The organism is Neobacillus sp. CF12 (assembly GCF_030348765.1).
Lineage (GTDB): Bacteria > Bacillota > Bacilli > Bacillales > Cytobacillaceae > Neobacillus.
Genome location: NZ_JAUCEU010000007.1, coordinates 3,667,632 through 3,686,697 on the forward strand (window position 1 = coordinate 3,667,632; position 19,066 = coordinate 3,686,697).

A 19,066-nucleotide genomic window follows, 5' to 3' on the forward strand; every position below is an offset into this window, starting at 1 on the left:
ATTATTTGCCTCCTTCCGCAGGTTTCTTCTTAGTAGGAAGGACTTCTCCCTTATAGATCCATACTTTTACTCCAAGCTTACCATAAGTGGTATCTGCTTCAGCGTGAGCATAGTCGATATCAGCACGAAGAGTATGAAGTGGAACAGTTCCTTCGCTATAGTGTTCTGAACGAGCAATATCTGCTCCGCCAAGACGACCTGATACCATTGTTTTAATACCTTTTGCTCCTGCACGCATAGCACGTTGGATAACTTGCTTTTGTGCACGACGGAAAGATACACGATTTTCTAATTGACGAGCAATATTTTCAGCAACTAATTTCGCATCAAGATCAGCTCTTTTAATTTCAAGGATATTGATGTGAACACGTTTGCTAGTTAATGAATTCAAAGCTTTACGAAGTGCTTCAACTTCAGTACCGCCTTTACCGATAACCATACCAGGCTTAGCAGTATGAACAGTTACATTCACACGGTTTGCTGCACGTTCGATTTCAACTTTAGATACAGAAGCATCCTTCAAACGTTTCGTGATGTACTCACGAATTTTAAGGTCTTCGTGTAAAAGATCAGCGAAGTCTTTACCAGCGTACCATTTAGATTCCCAATCTTTGATGATTCCGATACGCAAACCGACTGGATTTACTTTTTGACCCACAGGTTATCCCTCCTTCTTTTCTGATAGAACGATTGTGATGTGGCTAGTGCGTTTAAGAATTTGACTTGCACGGCCCATAGCGCGTGGACGGAAACGTTTCAACGTTGGTCCTTCATCTACAAAAGCTTGTGTTACTACCAAGTTATTTACGTCCATTTCATAGTTGTGCTCGGCATTTGCCACAGCGGATTTTAATACTTTTTCAACGATTGGAGAAGCAAACTTTGGAGTGAGATTTAAAATCGCCACCGCTTCACCAACTTGCTTTCCTCGAATTAAATCTACGACTAAACGTGCTTTACGAGGAGCAATACGAACTGTTCTTGCAACAGCTTTAGCTTGCATTTGGATGCCCTCCTCTCTTAACGTCTGGTTTTCTTATCATCATTACCATGGCCTTTGTAAGCACGAGTTGGAGCAAATTCTCCAAGCTTGTGTCCTACCATGTCTTCAGTAACATATACAGGCACATGTTTGCGACCATCATAAACAGCGATTGTGTGGCCAATAAATTGTGGGAAGATCGTAGAACGGCGTGACCAAGTTTTAACAACTTGCTTACTTTCAGTTTCATTTAACTTTTCGATCTTAACCATTAAATGATCATCAACAAATGGTCCTTTTTTAAGGCTGCGACCCATGGATGAACCTCCCTTCGTGATTGTCCTACGGCTCTATCTTTGAACCGTAGTTCAACCCCGTTATTTTTTACGACGACGTACAATAAACTTATCGGATTTGTTCTTTTTCTTACGAGTTTTGAATCCAAGAGTTGGTTTACCCCATGGAGACATTGGTGATTTACGTCCGATTGGTGAACGTCCTTCACCACCACCGTGTGGGTGATCGTTAGGGTTCATTACAGATCCACGTACTGTTGGACGTTTGCCTAACCAACGTGAACGACCTGCTTTACCAATGTTAATTAATTCGTGTTGTTCGTTACCTACTTGACCGATTGTTGCACGGCACTCAGCAAGGATCATGCGAACTTCACCAGAATTTAAACGTACAAGTACGTATTTTCCTTCTTTACCAAGAACTTGTGCAGATGTACCAGCAGAACGTACTAATTGGCCACCTTTACCTGGTTTTAATTCAACGTTGTGTACTACAGTACCAACTGGAATGTTTGCTAATGGTAATGCATTACCTACTTTAATATCTGCCTCTGGGCCAGACATTACTTCTAAACCTACTACTAGGTTTTTAGGAGCTAGGATATAACGCTTTTCACCATCTACATAATTAATTAATGCTATATTTGCGGAACGGTTTGGATCGTACTCGATAGTGGCAACGCGTCCAGGAATGCCATCTTTGTTACGTTTAAAGTCAATGATACGGTATGAACGCTTGTGGCCGCCACCTTGATGACGAACAGTTAACTTACCTTGGTTATTACGGCCGCCTTTTCTCTTTAAAGGTGCTAATAGAGATTTTTCTGGGGTGCTAGTTGTGATTTCAGCGAAATCAGAAACTGTCATACCGCGACGACCATTAGAGGTAGGTTTGTACTTTTTTATCGCCATTTTATTCCCTCCTCTTCTTGTTAGTTTTTATTATGCTTCAAAGAATTCGATTTCTTTGCTATCAGCTGTTAGTTTAACAATAGCTTTACGGCGTTTGTTTGTGTAACCACCGAATTTACCCATGCGCTTAAATTTACCTTTATAGTTCATGATGTTAACTTTTTCAACTTCAACGCCAAAGATCTCAACAATCGCATCTTTAACTTGAGTTTTGTTAGCTCTCACATCAACTTCAAACGTATACTTCTTTTCAGCCATTAGGTCAGTAGAACGTTCAGTGATAACGGGGCGCTTAATGATATCGCGTGCATCCATTATGCAAGCACCTCCTCTACTTTTTCAACTGCAGCTTTCGTCATGATTAACTTATCATGATTAACTACATCCAATACATTGATTCCATCAGCAGTTACAACTGTTACACCAGGAATATTACGTGCAGAAAGTGCTACATTTTCATCTAGGTCAGCAGTAACGATAAGTGCTTTCTTCTCAACTGAAAGACCACCTAAAACTGTTTTGAAATCTTTTGTTTTTGGAGCATCGAAAGCTAGGCTTTCTAAAACTAATACATTCTCTTCTAGTACTTTAGAAGATAGTGCAGATTTGATCGCTAAGCGACGTACCTTTTTAGGTAATTTGTAGCTGTAGCTGCGTGGTGTTGGACCGAATACAGTACCACCTCCGCGCCATTGTGGAGAACGGATAGACCCTTGACGAGCACGACCAGTTCCTTTTTGACGCCATGGTTTACGTCCACCGCCGCGTACTTCCGAACGAACTTTTACTTTATGAGTTCCTTGGCGTAATGAAGCTCTTTGCATAACAATCGCTTCAAATAATACGTGTTGGTTAGGCTCGATACCAAATACTGATTCATTAAGTTCGATTTCACCAACTTGTGATCCGTTTTGGTTAAATAATGAAACTTTAGGCATTCTTTTGCTCCTCCTTTCTTATGAAGATATTACGCTTTAACCGCAGTTTTAATCTTTAGTAATGCTTTTTTAGGTCCTGGAACGTTACCTTTAATTAATAGAATGTTACGCTCAACATCAACCTTAACGATTTCTAGATTTTGAACAGTAATTTGTTCTCCACCCATACGACCAGGTAATAATTTACCTTTGAATACTCGGTTTGGAGCTACAGGTCCCATTGAACCAGGACGACGGTGGTAACGTGAACCGTGGGCCATTGGTCCGCGTGATTGTCCGTGACGCTTGATTACACCTTGGAAACCTTTACCCTTAGAGATTCCTGTTACATCTACAACATCGCCTGCAGCGAAAATATCAACTTTGACTTCTTGACCAACTTCATATCCTGTAACGTCAACCCCGCTGAATTCGCGTACGAAGCGCTTAGGAGCAGTGTTTGCTTTAGCAACATGTCCTTTTTCTGGTTTGTTAGCTAACTTTTCACGTTTGTCTTCAAATCCGATTTGAACAGCTTCGTAACCGTCGCTTTCAACTGATTTTTTCTGAAGAACTACGTTCTGAGCAGCCTCAACTACAGTAACTGGAATTAAGTTGCCGTTTTCTGCAAATACTTGAGTCATACCAATCTTTCTTCCTAAGATTCCTTTGGTCATTTAAGTCACACCTCCTGATAATTTGTTTATTTATTTTTTAAAGTTTAATTTCGATGTCAACACCGGACGGTAAATCTAAACGCATTAACGCATCAACTGTTTGTGGAGTTGGGTTAACAATATCGATTAGACGCTTGTGTGTCCGTTGTTCGAACTGCTCACGTGAATCCTTATACTTATGAACCGCACGAAGAATTGTGTAGATAGATTTTTCAGTCGGAAGTGGAATCGGACCAGAAACGGCTGCACCTGAACGCTTTGCTGTTTCTACGATTTTTTCTGCTGATTGATCAAGAATTCTGTGGTCATAAGCTTTTAAACGGATACGAATCTTTTGTTTTGCCATTATTTTCCCTCCTTTATTCGCCTATTTTTAAAATAGACATTCTCAGTGAAAATTTCCCACACACTCGCCATGGCAAAGCGGCCGGGTGTGTCAGCAACCTTTCACATCATCGCAGTCAAAGACCAACATTGTCTATTATACATAAATGTTTAGGCAAACGCAACATTTTTTATTAATTTCTTTTTTGTTACGTTTAGCACACTTTTATTATTATAGCGACCAGTCTATACAATTTCAATAGATATTATCATTCTCCAGAAATAACCTTTAATAGCGCTTTATTAATTGAATATTTGATGAGTTATATATATAGAAGAAACTCGTATACTCTGGTTTGCCATTATTAAACTTGTTTGTTGTTTACCACTTTAGGCTTTCCTCTTACCAATTCATAGAGATAAAATATAAAATTGCTTTCTTATTTGATTTTTTGGTGCTTGGAGACATAAGGAAGTGGGCTAATTAAAGATTTGTCCTTAATAGTGGTTCTTAAGGACAAATCACAGTGCACATCCTAAAGATCTGTCCTTAATAGTGGGCCTTAAGGACAAACCCCAGTCTACTTCCCAAAGATCTGTCCTTAATAGTGTGCCTTAAGGACAAATCACAGATCACTTCTCAAAAATCTGTCCTTAATAATGGGTTTGGGGACAAATCACAGATCACTTCCTAAATATTCGTCCTTAATAGTGGATTTTGAGGATAAATCTCTGAGGGCTACTAAAGGTTTTGTGCTTATTAAGAGAAATTAAAGCTAAATTTCCATATAATTATCAACAAGTCTAACGTATAGATAAATTTCTTTAACGACAAAAAAAGCAACTGGATCGTCACCCAGCTGCTTTTTGAACTATTATTCAGTGATAGTTGTGATTGAACCTGAACCTACAGTACGTCCGCCTTCACGGATAGAGAACTTTGTACCTTCTTCAATTGCTACTGGAGCAATTAGTTCAACGATCATTTCGATGTGGTCGCCAGGCATAACCATTTCTACGCCTTCTGGAAGATTACAAATACCAGTAATATCAGAAGTACGGAAATAGAATTGTGGACGGTAGTTAGTGAAGAATGGAGTATGACGTCCACCTTCTTCTTTTGATAATACATAAACTTGTGCTTTGAACTTTGAGTGTGGAGTGATTGATTTCGGCTTAGCCAATACTTGACCACGCTCGATTTCTTCACGTGCAACACCACGAAGTAATGCACCGATGTTGTCTCCAGCTTCAGCAAAGTCAAGAAGCTTACGGAACATTTCTACACCTGTTACAGTTGTAGATTTTGGCTCTTCAGTGAAACCTACGATTTCAACTACGTCCCCAACTTTAACTACTCCACGCTCAACACGTCCAGTAGCAACAGTTCCACGACCAGTGATTGAGAATACATCCTCAACTGGCATCATGAAAGGCTTTTCAGTGTCACGAGCAGGTGTTGGAATCCACTCATCAACCGCGCTCATTAGTTCATAGATTTTTTCTTCCCATGCAGCTTCGCCCTCTAATGCTTTAAGAGCAGATCCTTTGATAACTGGAGTGTCATCACCTGGGAAGTCGTATTCTGATAATAGATCACGAATTTCCATTTCTACTAATTCAAGAAGTTCTTCATCATCAACCATATCACACTTGTTCATGAATACAACAAGGTAAGGTACGCCTACCTGACGAGAAAGAAGAATGTGTTCACGAGTTTGTGGCATTGGACCGTCAGTTGCAGAAACAACTAAGATACCGCCGTCCATTTGAGCAGCACCAGTGATCATGTTTTTAACATAGTCAGCGTGTCCTGGGCAGTCTACGTGTGCATAGTGACGAGCATCAGTTTCATACTCAACGTGTGCAGTTGAGATTGTGATTCCACGCTCTTTTTCTTCTGGAGCACCATCAATTTGATCATATGCGCGAGCTTCTGCTTTACCTGTTTTAGCAAGTACAGAAGTGATTGCAGCAGTTAGAGTAGTTTTACCGTGGTCAACGTGACCAATTGTACCAATGTTTACGTGTGGCTTTGAACGGTCGAATTTAGCTTTACCCATTAGGAAAGTCCTCCTTTAATATATAAAAGTTAAGTATATTTTATGGAAACTGTAAACAGGGCTGTCCCACTCTCACAGTTTCCATTCTTACATAAGTAGTTATACTTTATTAAAAGGTGAAAATCAATTATTCACCTTTATTTTTTTTGATAATTTCTTCAGAAACAGATTTTGGTACTTCTTCATAGTGATCAAAGTGCATAGAGAATACTCCACGACCTTGTGTACTAGAACGAAGTGCTGTTGCATAACCAAACATTTCTGAAAGTGGAACTTGAGCACGAACTACTTGTGCGTTACCACGTGCTTCCATACCTTCTACACGACCACGGCGTGCAGTGATTTGTCCCATAATATCACCTAGATACTCTTCAGGGATTACAACTTCTACCCTCATCATAGGCTCTAGGATTACAGGACTACATTTTGAAGCAGCGTTTTTAAGAGCCATTGATGCAGCAATCTTAAATGCCATTTCAGATGAATCGACATCATGGTATGAACCATCAAACAATCTAGCTTTAATATCAACTAAAGGATATCCAGCAAGAACACCACGATTCAAGGAATCTTCAAGACCGGCTTGAACTGCAGGAATGTATTCACGAGGAACAACACCACCTACGATACCGTTCACGAATTCGAAACCTTTTCCTTCTTCATTTGGTGAGAATTCAATCCAAACGTGTCCATATTGTCCACGACCACCAGATTGACGTGCGAACTTACCTTCAACTTGTGCAGATCCACGGAAAGTTTCACGATAAGCAACCTGTGGGGCACCTACGTTAGCTTCTACCTTGAATTCACGACGCATACGATCAACTAAGATATCAAGATGTAGTTCTCCCATACCGGCGATAATAACTTGTCCAGTTTCCTGGTCAGTATGTGCACGGAAAGTTGGATCTTCTTCTTGAAGCTTTTGAAGTGCAGTTGTCATTTTATCTTGGTCTGCTTTTGATTTTGGTTCAACAGAAAGTTGAATTACTGGCTCAGGGAAATTCATAGACTCAAGAATAACTAGATTCTTATCATCACAAAGTGTGTCACCAGTAGTTGTATCTTTCAAACCTACAGCTGCAGCAATGTCCCCAGCAAAAACCTTAGAGATTTCTTGACGGCTGTTTGCATGCATTTGTAGGATACGTCCTACACGTTCACGTTTTCCTTTAGTAGAGTTCTGAACATATGATCCAGATTCTAAAGTACCAGAGTAAACACGGAAGAACGTTAATTTACCAACATAAGGGTCAGTCATAACCTTAAATGCTAGAGCTGCAAACGGCTCTTCATCACTTGAATGACGTTCTAGGACTTCTTCATCATCATCCGGAGCATGCCCCTTGATTGCAGGTACATCTAGTGGAGATGGAAGGTAATCAATAACAGCATCTAACATTAACTGAACACCTTTGTTTTTGAAAGCAGATCCACAAATAACAGGATAGAATTCAACATTTACAGTACCTTTACGAATAGCTGCTTTTAGCTCTTCTTTAGTGATTTCTTCGCCACCAAGGTATTTTTCTGTTAACTCTTCATCTAGTTCTGCTACTGCTTCTACTAACTTTTCATGCCACTCTTCAGCAAGTGCGCGATGTTCTTCAGGAATCTCACGTACTTCAATGTCAGTACCTAAATCGTTACTGTAGAATACTGCATTCATTTCTACAAGGTCAATGATTGCAGAAAATTCATCTTCAGCACCGATAGGTAATTGAATAGGGTGGGCATTCGCTTGCAAACGATCATGTATTGTTCTTACAGAATACAAGAAATCTGCACCGATTTTGTCCATTTTGTTAACAAACACAACACGTGGTACACCGTACGTAGTCGCTTGACGCCAAACTGTTTCAGTTTGAGGTTCAACACCAGACTGCGCATCAAGAACAGCCACTGCTCCATCAAGAACACGAAGGGAACGTTCAACTTCAACTGTGAAGTCTACGTGTCCCGGTGTATCAATGATGTTTACACGGTGACCTTTCCATTGTGCAGTAGTTGCTGCCGATGTAATGGTGATTCCGCGTTCTTGTTCTTGTTCCATCCAGTCCATCTGTGAAGCACCTTCATGTGTTTCACCGATTTTATGGATTTTACCAGTGTAATAAAGAACACGCTCAGTTGTCGTCGTTTTACCAGCATCAATATGTGCCATGATACCAATATTACGAGTGTTTGCTAAGGAGAACTCTCTTGCCATGGGTCTTTCTCCTTCCTAGTATGAAAGTTTTTATATTAAAGGTAATTCTACCAACGGTAGTGAGCAAACGCTTTGTTTGCTTCTGCCATTTTGTGTGTATCTTCACGCTTTTTAACAGATGCACCAGTGTTGTTAGCTGCATCCATGATTTCATTCGCTAAACGCTCTTCCATTGTTTTCTCACCGCGAAGACGCGCATAGTTTACTAACCAGCGAAGACCAAGAGTTGTACGTCGGTCAGGGCGCACCTCGATTGGTACTTGATAGTTTGCTCCACCTACACGGCGTGCTTTTACCTCAAGTACTGGCATGATATTTTTCATTGCTGCTTCGAAAATCTCCATTGGTTCTTTGCCAGAGCGCTCACGAATCGTTTCAAACGCTGAGTAAAGAATTTCTTGTGATTTTCCTCTTTTACCGTCAACCATCATTTTATTGATAAGACGAGTAACTAACTTTGAGTTGTAAAGTGGATCTGGTAACACGTCTCTTTTTGCTACAGGACCTTTACGTGGCATTATATTTCCTCCTTTCAAACAAGCTTTCTATTTATACTGTAATTATTTCTTAGCTGCTTTTGGTCTCTTAGTACCATATTTAGAACGACCTTGCATACGGTTGTTTACACCAGCCGTATCAAGAGCACCACGTACGATGTGATAACGTACCCCTGGTAAGTCTTTTACACGTCCTCCACGAATAAGAACAACACTATGTTCTTGAAGGTTGTGACCAATACCAGGAATGTATGCAGTCACCTCAATACCGTTTGTCAAACGTACACGAGCATATTTACGTAACGCTGAGTTCGGTTTCTTTGGAGTCATTGTACCAACACGAGTACATACTCCGCGTTTTTGTGGTGAAGATACATTAGTTTGTGATTTCTTGAAGCTGTTATAACCTTTATTAAGCGCAGGTGATTTTGACTTTTCCTCTTTTGATTGACGAGGCTTGCGCACTAATTGATTAATAGTTGGCATGTTACTTTTCCTCCCTTCATTATTTGTAAGCCCACACATCCAGGTGGTTCATTTTTGTGCAAAAACAAAGTTTTTGCAGATCTTCTATCTACAAAAACAGTTTTTAACTGATAATTGCTACAGTTGAAGCACCAACTTCTATTCCACATGCTTTCCCGAGTTTTTTCATCGAGTCTACATAGATGATTGGGACGTTCACTTCTTGAGCTTGTTTTACTACAACGGCTGTTACTTTCGTATCAGCATCGCTTGCAATAATCAGCTCATTTGCAGTTCCATCCTTCAGTGCTTTTACTGTTTGTTTAGTTCCTATAATAATCTTAGTTGCCTGGCATACTTTTTCATAAGACATTAATCATATCCTCCAAAGTATCAGGTGAATAGGAGCACCTTTGATATAATACCATCTTCTAAAATAGATGTCAACAAGACTTTCAATTTTTATTTAAATACTATTTCTATAAAATGCGGTACACGCTTGTTAGCGGGTACCGCACAATATTAGCATTTAATCAATTGCGACTGTTTCTTCGGAAGTTGTGTCCCTTAAAATAGGTTCTGCTTTGCGGTAACGCTGCATTCCTGTTCCAGCTGGAACTAGTTTACCGATAATAACATTCTCTTTTAAGCCGAGTAATTCATCGCGCTTCCCTTTGATCGCTGCATCAGTAAGAACTCTTGTTGTTTCTTGGAAAGATGCTGCAGACAAGAATGAATCTGTTTCAAGTGATGCTTTGGTAATACCAAGAAGTACTGGACGGCCAGTAGCTGGTAACTTACCGGCTAACAATGCTTTTTCGTTTGCATCGGTGAATTGGTGAATATCAAGGAGTGTACCAGGAAGTACATCCGTTTCACCTGCATCACTTACACGAACCTTACGCATCATCTGACGAACCATTACCTCTACGTGCTTATCTCCAATTTCAACACCCTGCATACGGTATACCTTTTGAACCTCACGTAACAAGTACTCTTGAACAGCAGTTACATCTTTTACTCTAATCAACTCTTTAGGATCTATTGAACCTTCCGTTAATTCCTCACCACGAACAACGTGATCATTAACTGCTACTCTCAGGCGTGCTGTATATGGAGCGTTATAAGTACGTGATTCAATATCGCCTTGAACAATAATTTCATGCTGGCGATCACGACCTTCATTAATTCCAACAACCACACCATCAATTTCAGAAATGACTGCAACCCCTTTAGGATTACGGGCCTCAAATATTTCTTGAATACGCGGTAAACCTTGCGTGATATCGTCTCCCGCAACCCCGCCTGTATGGAATGTACGCATGGTTAACTGTGTACCAGGTTCACCAATTGATTGGGCTGCAATAATACCAACTGCTTCCCCAACCTCAACTTCTTGACCTGTAGCCAGGTTACGGCCATAACACTTTTTACATACACCATGACGGGTATTACATGTAAACGCGGAGCGAATTTTAACTTCTTCGATTCCTGCACCTACGATTAACTCAGCAAGATCCTCAGTGATAAGTCCATTTTCAGGAACAAGCACTTCGCTCGTTTCAGGATGTCTAATTGGGTTACGAGCATGTCGGCCAATTAAGCGTTCATCCAATCCTTCAATAACCTCTGTGCCGTCCTTTAATGAACGGATTAATAAACCACGGTCCGTTCCACAATCATCTTCACGAACAATTACGTCTTGAGCAACATCAACAAGACGACGAGTTAAGTAACCAGAGTCAGCCGTTTTCAATGCTGTATCGGCAAGACCTTTACGAGCACCGTGTGTAGAAATAAAGTACTCTAATACGGTTAGACCTTCACGGAAACTTGACTTGATCGGTAATTCAATGATACGTCCTGCCGGGTTGGCCATCAATCCACGCATACCAGCAAGTTGAGTAAAGTTAGATGCGTTACCACGCGCTCCAGAATCACTCATCATGAAAATTGGATTCGTTTTATTCAACGATTGCATCAGTTTTCCTTGGATGGTATCCTTCGCTGCACTCCAAATGGCAATTACACGGTCATAACGTTCCTCTTCTGTAATTAGACCACGACGGAATTGCTTCATGACGTTATCTACTTTGCTTTGAGCCTCGTGGAGGATTTCTTGCTTTTCAGGTAATACGACGATGTCTGCAACACCAACTGTAATACCTGCTTTTGTAGAATATTTAAATCCTAAGTCCTTCATACGGTCTAGCATTTTAGACGTTTCAGTAATTTTGAATCGCTTAAATACTTCGGCAATAATATTACCAAGGATTTTTTTCTTGAACGGATCTACTAATGGCATTTCTTTAATTCTAGCCGGAACATCTTCACCTTTTTCTACAAAGTACTTTGCAGGTGTCTCCACTTCTAGGTTTTGTCTAGTAGGTTCGTTGATATATGGGAATGATTTCGGAAGAATTTCATTAAATATAAGTTTACCAACAGTAGTAATCAGTAACTTATTATTTTGGTCTTCCGTTAGTGTTTCGTTCCCTAATGAACCAGCATGGACAGCAACACGGGTGTGCAGATGAACATAGCCATTTTGATATGCGATTAACGCTTCATTTGTATCTTTAAAAATCATTCCCTCTCCGATAGCGCCTTCTCTTTCAAGAGTAAGGTAATAGTTACCTAGTACCATATCCTGGGAAGGTGTAACAACTGGCTTACCATCTTTAGGGTTCAAAATGTTTTGGGCAGCGAGCATCAAAAGCCTAGCTTCTGCTTGCGCTTCAGACGAAAGTGGAACGTGAACAGCCATTTGGTCACCATCGAAGTCCGCGTTGTATGCAGTACATACTAGTGGATGAAGGCGAATCGCTCTTCCTTCAACAAGTGTAGGTTCAAATGCCTGAATCCCAAGTCTATGTAGAGTTGGGGCACGGTTTAATAGAACCGGATGCTCACGAATAACATCTTCAAGTACATCCCATACTTCAGGAGATACTCTTTCGATCTTACGTTTTGCAGATTTGATATTATGGGCTAACCCTTTTTCTACTAGTTCCTTCATAACGAATGGCTTAAATAACTCAAGAGCCATTTCTTTAGGAAGACCACATTGATACATTTTTAAGTTTGGACCAACAACGATAACAGAACGACCAGAATAGTCAACACGTTTACCGAGTAAGTTCTGACGGAAACGGCCTTGCTTTCCTTTTAACATATGAGAAAGTGACTTTAATGGACGGTTACCCGGACCTGTTACTGGACGTCCACGACGACCATTATCAATTAATGCATCTACTGCTTCTTGAAGCATCCGCTTTTCGTTTTGAACGATGATGCTTGGTGCACCTAGATCCAATAAACGCTTTAAACGATTATTCCGATTGATTACTCGACGGTAAAGATCATTTAAATCAGATGTTGCAAATCTTCCTCCATCCAACTGAACCATTGGACGAAGTTCTGGAGGAATTACAGGAAGAACATCAAGAATCATCCATGATGGTTCATTCCCAGAATTACGGAATGCTTCCAACACTTCAAGACGCTTAATCGCACGTGTACGACGCTGACCTTGAGCAGATTTTAGTTCTTCTTTTAATGCGTCAACTTCTTTATTTAAATCGATATCAGAAAGAAGCTTTTTAATTGCTTCTGCACCCATTGCAGCCTGGAACTTATTTCCGTACTTTTCACGGTATGCACGATATTCTTTTTCTGATAAAAGTTGTTTCTTATCAAGAGCTGTATCTCCTGATTCAGTAACAACATAGGAAGCAAAATAAATAATTTCTTCTAAAGCCCTAGGAGACATATCTAAAACTAGTCCCATCCGGCTAGGAATGCCTTTAAAATACCAAATATGAGAGACAGGAGCTGCAAGCTCAATATGACCCATACGTTCACGACGAACCTTTGCACGTGTTACTTCAACACCACATCGGTCACATACAACACCTTTGTAACGGACACGTTTATATTTTCCACAGTGACATTCCCAGTCCTTTGTTGGACCAAAAATTCTCTCACAGAATAAACCATCCTTTTCAGGCTTCAATGTACGATAGTTAATAGTCTCTGGCTTTTTTACTTCTCCAAAAGACCAAGAACGAATTTTATCAGGTGATGCCAAGCCAATCTTCATATACTCAAAATTATTAACATCAAGCAAGGGGCCTACCTCCCTTTCTATCTAGACAATCATTAGCTAAAAGCGCACTTAGGCGCTTTTAGCTAAGTCTTATTCCTTTGAACCAACCTTCTCAGATTCAAATGCCTGCGTTTCCGGTACGATGTTTAATGTGTCAACTTGCTGTAAGTCATCGTCATCTTCCGTATCACGCATTTCTATTTCTTTTTCATCACCCGATAGGATTTTCACATCCATACCAAGACTCTGAAGTTCTTTTATTAATACTTTGAATGATTCTGGAACCCCTGGTTCCGGAACATTTTCACCTTTTACAATGGCTTCATATGTTTTCACACGACCAACCACGTCATCTGATTTAACAGTTAAGATTTCTTGAAGCGTATATGCAGCACCGTAGGCTTCAAGTGCCCAAACCTCCATCTCTCCGAAACGCTGACCGCCAAATTGCGCTTTACCGCCAAGTGGCTGCTGCGTAACAAGTGAGTATGGTCCAGTTGAGCGGGCATGGAGTTTATCATCAACCATGTGAGCAAGTTTAATCATATACATGACACCTACAGATACACGGTTATCGAACGGTTCACCGGATCGGCCATCATATAGTACTGTTTTTGCGTCACCAGCCATTCCTGCTTCTTCAATTGTTCCCCAAACATCTTCTTCACGCGCACCATCAAATACTGGTGATGCAACATGAATTCCAAGAGCTCTTGCTGCCATTCCTAAATGTAGTTCAAGCACCTGACCGATGTTCATACGTGAAGGAACCCCTAAAGGATTCAACATAATATCAATCGGGGTACCATCTGGTAAATACGGCATATCTTCTTCAGGCAATATACGAGAGATAACCCCTTTATTACCATGACGACCCGCCATTTTATCCCCTTCATGAATCTTACGCTTCTGAACAATATATACACGTACAAGCTGATTCACACCTGGTGGTAACTCATCGCCGTCTTCTCGATTAAAGACTTTAACATCAAGAACAATACCGCCGCCGCCATGTGGAACTCTTAGTGATGTATCACGAACTTCTCGTGCTTTTTCACCAAAGATAGCGTGAAGCAATCTCTCTTCAGCTGTCAGTTCAGTAACACCTTTTGGCGTTACTTTACCAACAAGTAAATCACCGTCTTTTACTTCTGCACCAGTACGAATAATTCCACGCTCATCCAAATTACGCAGCGCATCTTCCCCTACATTCGGAATGTCACGAGTAATTTCTTCTGGTCCAAGCTTTGTATCACGTGATTCTGATTCATATTCTTCAATATGAATAGAAGTATAAACATCATCTTTTACAAGGCGTTCACTCATGATGATCGCATCCTCATAGTTGTAACCATCCCAGTTAACGAAGCCAACTAAAACGTTACGACCTAGAGCAAGTTCACCTAATTCCATAGAAGGACCATCTGCTAGAATCTCACCTTTCGTTACGCGGTTACCCACAGCAACAATTGGGCGTTGATTGTAACATGTTCCCTGATTAGAACGAATGAACTTCAACATTTTATATTTATCAAGGTCACCTTTAACTTCTTGACCATCGACTGTATTGATTCGACGTACCCAAACCTCACGTGCTTCAACATGCTCTACGATTCCTTCATGCTTACAAATAACCGCTGCTCCTGAGTCTTTACCAGAAACGTATTCCATTCCTGTTCCAACTCTTGGTGCTTCTGGCTGTAAAAGTGGCACGGCTTGACGCTGCATGTTTGCACCCATCAATGCTCGGTTAGAGTCATCATTTTCAAGGAACGGAATACATGCTGTCGCCGCGGAAACAACCTGTTTAGGAGATACATCCATATAGTCGATACGGTCACGTTTTACAACCGTGTTTTCACCACGGAAACGGGCTACAACATCTTCATCAAGGAATGTACCGTCATCACCTAGGCGAGAATTCGCCTGTGCTACAACATAGTTATCCTCTTCATCTGCAGTTAAGTAATCAATTCGACTTGTAACTTTTCCAGTATCAGGATCAATCCGGCGATATGGAGTTTCAATGAAGCCAAAACGATTTACCTTTGCAAATGATGAAAGTGAGTTGATCAAACCAATGTTTGGTCCCTCTGGTGTTTCAATCGGACACATACGGCCATAGTGTGAGTAGTGAACGTCACGTACTTCAAATCCTGCACGTTCACGTGTTAATCCACCAGGTCCTAATGCAGATAAACGACGCTTATGTGTTAATTCAGCAAGCGGATTCGTTTGATCCATAAATTGTGATAACTGTGAGCTTCCGAAGAACTCTTTAATTGAAGCAATAACAGGACGAATGTTGATTAACTGCTGTGGTGTAATGGTGGCAGTATCTTGAATCGACATTCTCTCACGTACCACACGCTCCATACGAGATAATCCAATTCGGAATTGATTTTGAAGCAATTCGCCAACAGAACGAAGACGTCTGTTTCCTAAATGGTCAATATCATCCGTATCACCAACACCATGCAATAAGTTAAAGAAATAACTGATTGATGAAATAATATCAGCAGGTGTAATATTCTTAATTGGCTCTGCAACATAGGCATTACCTAATACATTAATTACTTTTTCACCATCGTCATTTGGTGCATAGATTTTAATTCCTTGAAGAATGATTTCTTCTTCTACTACACCGCCAACTGGATTAAAGCCTTTGAAGTTAATATCTTTTTCCAGAGCAGGAATGATTCGATCAAGATTTCTCCGATCAAGCAGCGTTCCTTTTTCTGCTATGATTTCACCAGTCTCAGGATCAACAAGTGATTCAGCTAAGCGTTGGTTAAATAGACGATTCTTAATATGAAGTTTCTTGTTGATTTTATAACGACCTACGTTTGCCAGGTCATATCTCTTTGGATCAAAGAATCTTGAAACCAATAAACTCTTTGCGTTATCAACGGTTGGAGGCTCACCCGGACGCAGACGCTCATAAATTTCTAGAAGCGCTTTTTCTACTCCTTCGGTGTTGTCCTTTTCAAGAGTATTTCGAATGTACTCATTATCTCCAATCAATTCAATGATTTCTTGATCAGAGCCGAACCCAAGTGCACGCAAAAGAACCGTAACGGGCAGTTTCCGAGTACGATCTATTCTGACATATACGACATCTTTGGCGTCTGTTTCATATTCAAGCCAAGCGCCGCGGTTCGGAATTACAGTAGCTGTAAATCCTTTTTTTCCGTTTTTATCAAGTTTTCCACTAAAATATACGCTCGGAGAACGTACTAACTGAGAAACGATTACACGTTCTGCCCCATTGATGACAAACGTTCCCGTTTCAGTCATGAGTGGAAAATCACCCATAAAAACATCTTGGTCTTTTACTTCGCCTGTTTCTTTGTTTACAAGACGTACTTTAACACGCAATGGTGCAGAATATGTAACGTCTCGCTCTTTCGATTCCGCAACAGAATACTTTGGTTCGCCAAGGCTGTAATCAATAAATTCTAGTGATAGGTTACCAGTAAAGTCTTCAATCGGTGAAATATCCTGGAACATTTCACGCAATCCCTCATCAAGAAACCATTGATATGAAGAGGTTTGGATTTCAATAAGATTTGGTAATTCTAAAACTTCACTGATTCGTGCGTAACTTCTTCGTTGGCGGTGTCGTCCATACTGAACTAGTTGACCTGTCAACTGATTCACCCCTCAAATCAAGCGTTTTTATAAAACATATATTTTGGTCTTATGTAAGGACAAAAGAGATCCTTCATCAGACAAAAAAAGAAAAAGGGTTTTTATTCTTAAAAAACCACATTTTCACATTTTGACTATTATTTTGTCATCTTTTCCGTCTCAAACCGATTTTATACTAATAAAATAAGTATTTTCAGGAATAATTCGGAAAATATTATGATGGCATTTTATAATGCTAACACACTTGACAAATTCAAGTCAACTATTTTACTGCCCTAATAATAAAATAACCTTTCGACTTGTCAATCGTTTCTACTGTGGTAAATAACTCTTTTAATTTTTCAATCGCAGAAGGTGCACCTTGCTTCTTTTGAATAACAACCCAAAGTTCACCATAGGCGACTAAATGCTCATGACTTTGTTTAAAAATAGCATGAACTGTCTTTTTACCTGCTCTAATAGGAGGATTTGTTAAAATAGCAGCAAAGTTTGATTCCTTCACATTTGTCAAAGTATCACTTTCATAAATATCAACATTGCGTACTGAATTTTGCTCGGCATTATTCTTCGCTAGTTCTATAGCCCGTTCGTTGACATCAATCATATGTACAATGCGTTCTGGATAATCTTTTGCTATTGAAAGGCCAATTGGACCGTAACCGCATCCTACATCTAGAATAGGTCCGTCCACTTCAGGCATTTTAAAAACATCTATTAATACGCGGGAGCCAAAATCTACTTCCTTCTTCGAAAATACTCCATTATCCGTTTTAAAACGAAATAACTGATTCCTTAAGGTAAATTCCCAATATTTCGGATCACTTTGAACCTTTTGGGTACGGGAATAGTAATGTTCAGACAATAAGCTCACCTCCTGAGGAGTGTTAATTAATGAGGCTATCGAGGAAAAAAATCTATCCAGCTTTAGCACTAAGGGTACTTCCGCTTTTAAATAAGTCAAAAAAAGCTCGCTTATACAGCGAGCTTTCCTATAAGGTTATTACTTAACTTCAACGTTAGCTCCAACTTCAGCAAGCTTAGCTTTAAGTTCTTCAGCTTCTTCTTTAGATACGCCTTCTTTAACAGGCTTTGGTGTGTTGTCAACAAGATCTTTTGCTTCTTTAAGACCAAGACCAGTGATTTCACGTACTGCTTTGATAACTTTAATTTTTTGATCTCCAGGGCTAGCAAGGATTACATCAAATTCAGTTTGCTCTTCAACAGCTGCAACAGCCGCGCCACCCATTGCTACTGGAGCAGCAGCAGTTACGCCGAATTCTTCTTCGATTGCTTTTACTAGGTCGTTAAGTTCTAAAACAGTCATAGATTTAACTGCTTCAATGATTTGTTCTTTAGTCATTTTAATTTTCCTCCTTAGTTTTCATTCCGTTATTTTTAAGCGATAAGTTCTAACTTACGCGCCTTGTTCTTCTTTTTGTTCTGCAACTGCCTTTGTAACAAGAGCAAGGTTGCGGATTGGAGCTTGTAGTACGCTGAGTAGCATAGAAAGCAATCCTTCGCGTGAAGGTAATTCTGCAAGTGCTTTAACCTCTTCAACTGTTGCTACATTGCCTTCGATTACACCAGCTTTAATTTCAAGTGCATCATGCTTTTTCGCAAAGTCGTTAAGAATTTTTGCAGGTGCTACTACATCTGCTGTGCTGAACGCAATTGCGTTCGGACCAGTTAATGCTGCATTTAACTCTGAAAGTTCAGCTGCATCAGCCGCACGACGAGTCATAGAGTTTTTGTAAACTTTGAAGTCGATACCAGCTTCACGAAGTTGCTTACGAAGTTCAGTTAATTCAGCAACAGTTAGTCCACGGTAGTCAACTACGATTGTTGAAACACTAGCTTTTAACTTAGCTGTTATTTCATCAACGATTTGAATCTTTTGTTCAATTACGCTGCTCATCTTTACACCTCCTGTAGATTCTCTACATTTATACCAGGCAAAGTAAAACC

General features: G+C 40.1%; 18 protein-coding genes and 1 other annotated feature (1 of these 19 running past the window's edge). All 18 genes read right to left on the minus strand.

The genetic code is table 11. The features are described from left to right. Position 1 precedes the first annotated feature (1 nt). The 18 genes from rpsC to rplJ all read right to left on the minus strand — a co-directional run bounded on the left by rpsC (position 2) and on the right by rplJ (position 19,016). Complete coding sequence (gene rpsC, locus QUG14_RS17470) at positions 2 to 658, minus strand: 30S ribosomal protein S3 (protein WP_289341749.1); 657 nt, start codon at positions 656 to 658, stop codon at positions 2 to 4. Positions 659 to 661: 3 nt separating this feature from the next. Further along, entirely contained in the window at positions 662 to 1,003 is a 342-nt protein-coding gene (rplV, locus tag QUG14_RS17475) for a 50S ribosomal protein L22 (RefSeq protein WP_289341750.1), read from the minus strand. A 17-nt stretch (positions 1,004 to 1,020) separates the two neighbouring features. Further along, on the minus strand, positions 1,021 to 1,299 hold the full coding sequence (rpsS, locus tag QUG14_RS17480) for a 30S ribosomal protein S19 (protein WP_095250620.1): 279 nt from the start codon (positions 1,297 to 1,299) through the stop codon (positions 1,021 to 1,023). Positions 1,300 to 1,359: 60 nt separating this feature from the next. Then, on the minus strand, positions 1,360 to 2,190 hold the full coding sequence (gene rplB, locus QUG14_RS17485) for a 50S ribosomal protein L2 (RefSeq protein WP_289341752.1): 831 nt from the start codon (positions 2,188 to 2,190) through the stop codon (positions 1,360 to 1,362). 30 nt (positions 2,191 to 2,220) lie between these two features. Beyond that, entirely contained in the window at positions 2,221 to 2,505 is a 285-nt protein-coding gene (gene rplW, locus QUG14_RS17490) for a 50S ribosomal protein L23 (RefSeq protein ID WP_034676080.1), read from the minus strand. Beyond that, the gene (rplD, locus tag QUG14_RS17495) at positions 2,505 to 3,128 is read right to left on the minus strand and encodes a 50S ribosomal protein L4 (protein WP_179161260.1); all 624 of its coding nucleotides are present in this window, start codon (positions 3,126 to 3,128) and stop codon (positions 2,505 to 2,507) included. Before rplD ends, rplW begins: the two co-directional genes overlap by 1 nt. Before the next feature lie 29 nt (positions 3,129 to 3,157). After that, positions 3,158 to 3,784 carry a 50S ribosomal protein L3 gene (gene rplC / locus QUG14_RS17500; RefSeq protein ID WP_289341754.1) on the minus strand — a complete coding sequence of 209 codons (627 nt, stop codon included), beginning with the start codon at positions 3,782 to 3,784 and terminating at the stop codon, positions 3,158 to 3,160. A gap of 37 nt (positions 3,785 to 3,821) precedes the next feature. Continuing rightward, positions 3,822 to 4,130: a 30S ribosomal protein S10 gene (gene rpsJ, locus QUG14_RS17505; protein ID WP_289341755.1), complete on the minus strand. Its 309-nt coding sequence runs from the start codon at positions 4,128 to 4,130 to the stop codon at positions 3,822 to 3,824. An 853-nt stretch (positions 4,131 to 4,983) separates the two neighbouring features. Beyond that, positions 4,984 to 6,171: an elongation factor Tu gene (tuf, locus tag QUG14_RS17510; RefSeq protein WP_289341757.1), complete on the minus strand. Its 1,188-nt coding sequence runs from the start codon at positions 6,169 to 6,171 to the stop codon at positions 4,984 to 4,986. Between the two features lie 127 nt (positions 6,172 to 6,298). Further along, positions 6,299 to 8,380: an elongation factor G gene (fusA, locus tag QUG14_RS17515; protein WP_289341758.1), complete on the minus strand. Its 2,082-nt coding sequence runs from the start codon at positions 8,378 to 8,380 to the stop codon at positions 6,299 to 6,301. Positions 8,381 to 8,427: 47 nt separating this feature from the next. Next, the gene (rpsG, locus tag QUG14_RS17520) at positions 8,428 to 8,898 is read right to left on the minus strand and encodes a 30S ribosomal protein S7 (RefSeq protein ID WP_289341759.1); all 471 of its coding nucleotides are present in this window, start codon (positions 8,896 to 8,898) and stop codon (positions 8,428 to 8,430) included. 42 nt (positions 8,899 to 8,940) lie between these two features. Next, a complete protein-coding gene (gene rpsL, locus QUG14_RS17525) occupies positions 8,941 to 9,363 on the minus strand; it encodes a 30S ribosomal protein S12 (RefSeq protein ID WP_026565517.1) in 423 nt (140 codons plus the stop codon). Between the two features lie 103 nt (positions 9,364 to 9,466). Continuing rightward, the gene (locus tag QUG14_RS17530) at positions 9,467 to 9,715 is read right to left on the minus strand and encodes a 50S ribosomal protein L7ae-like protein (protein WP_289341761.1); all 249 of its coding nucleotides are present in this window, start codon (positions 9,713 to 9,715) and stop codon (positions 9,467 to 9,469) included. 156 nt (positions 9,716 to 9,871) lie between these two features. Beyond that, positions 9,872 to 13,471, minus strand: a complete 3,600-nt coding sequence (gene rpoC, locus QUG14_RS17535; protein WP_289341762.1) for a DNA-directed RNA polymerase subunit beta' — start codon at positions 13,469 to 13,471, stop codon at positions 9,872 to 9,874. A gap of 69 nt (positions 13,472 to 13,540) precedes the next feature. Further along, entirely contained in the window at positions 13,541 to 17,101 is a 3,561-nt protein-coding gene (gene rpoB, locus QUG14_RS17540; protein ID WP_289341763.1) for a DNA-directed RNA polymerase subunit beta, read from the minus strand. Positions 17,102 to 17,363: 262 nt separating this feature from the next. Beyond that, positions 17,364 to 17,963, minus strand: coding sequence for a class I SAM-dependent methyltransferase (locus tag QUG14_RS17545; protein WP_289341764.1), 600 nt, complete (start codon positions 17,961 to 17,963; stop codon positions 17,364 to 17,366). A gap of 138 nt (positions 17,964 to 18,101) precedes the next feature. After that, positions 18,102 to 18,461, minus strand: coding sequence for a 50S ribosomal protein L7/L12 (gene rplL, locus QUG14_RS17550; protein WP_289341765.1), 360 nt, complete (start codon positions 18,459 to 18,461; stop codon positions 18,102 to 18,104). Between the two features lie 54 nt (positions 18,462 to 18,515). After that, positions 18,516 to 19,016: a 50S ribosomal protein L10 gene (rplJ, locus tag QUG14_RS17555; protein ID WP_289341767.1), complete on the minus strand. Its 501-nt coding sequence runs from the start codon at positions 19,014 to 19,016 to the stop codon at positions 18,516 to 18,518. Between the two features lie 33 nt (positions 19,017 to 19,049). Beyond that, positions 19,050 to 19,066, minus strand: a sequence feature (ribosomal protein L10 leader region) (it continues 126 nt past the right edge of the window).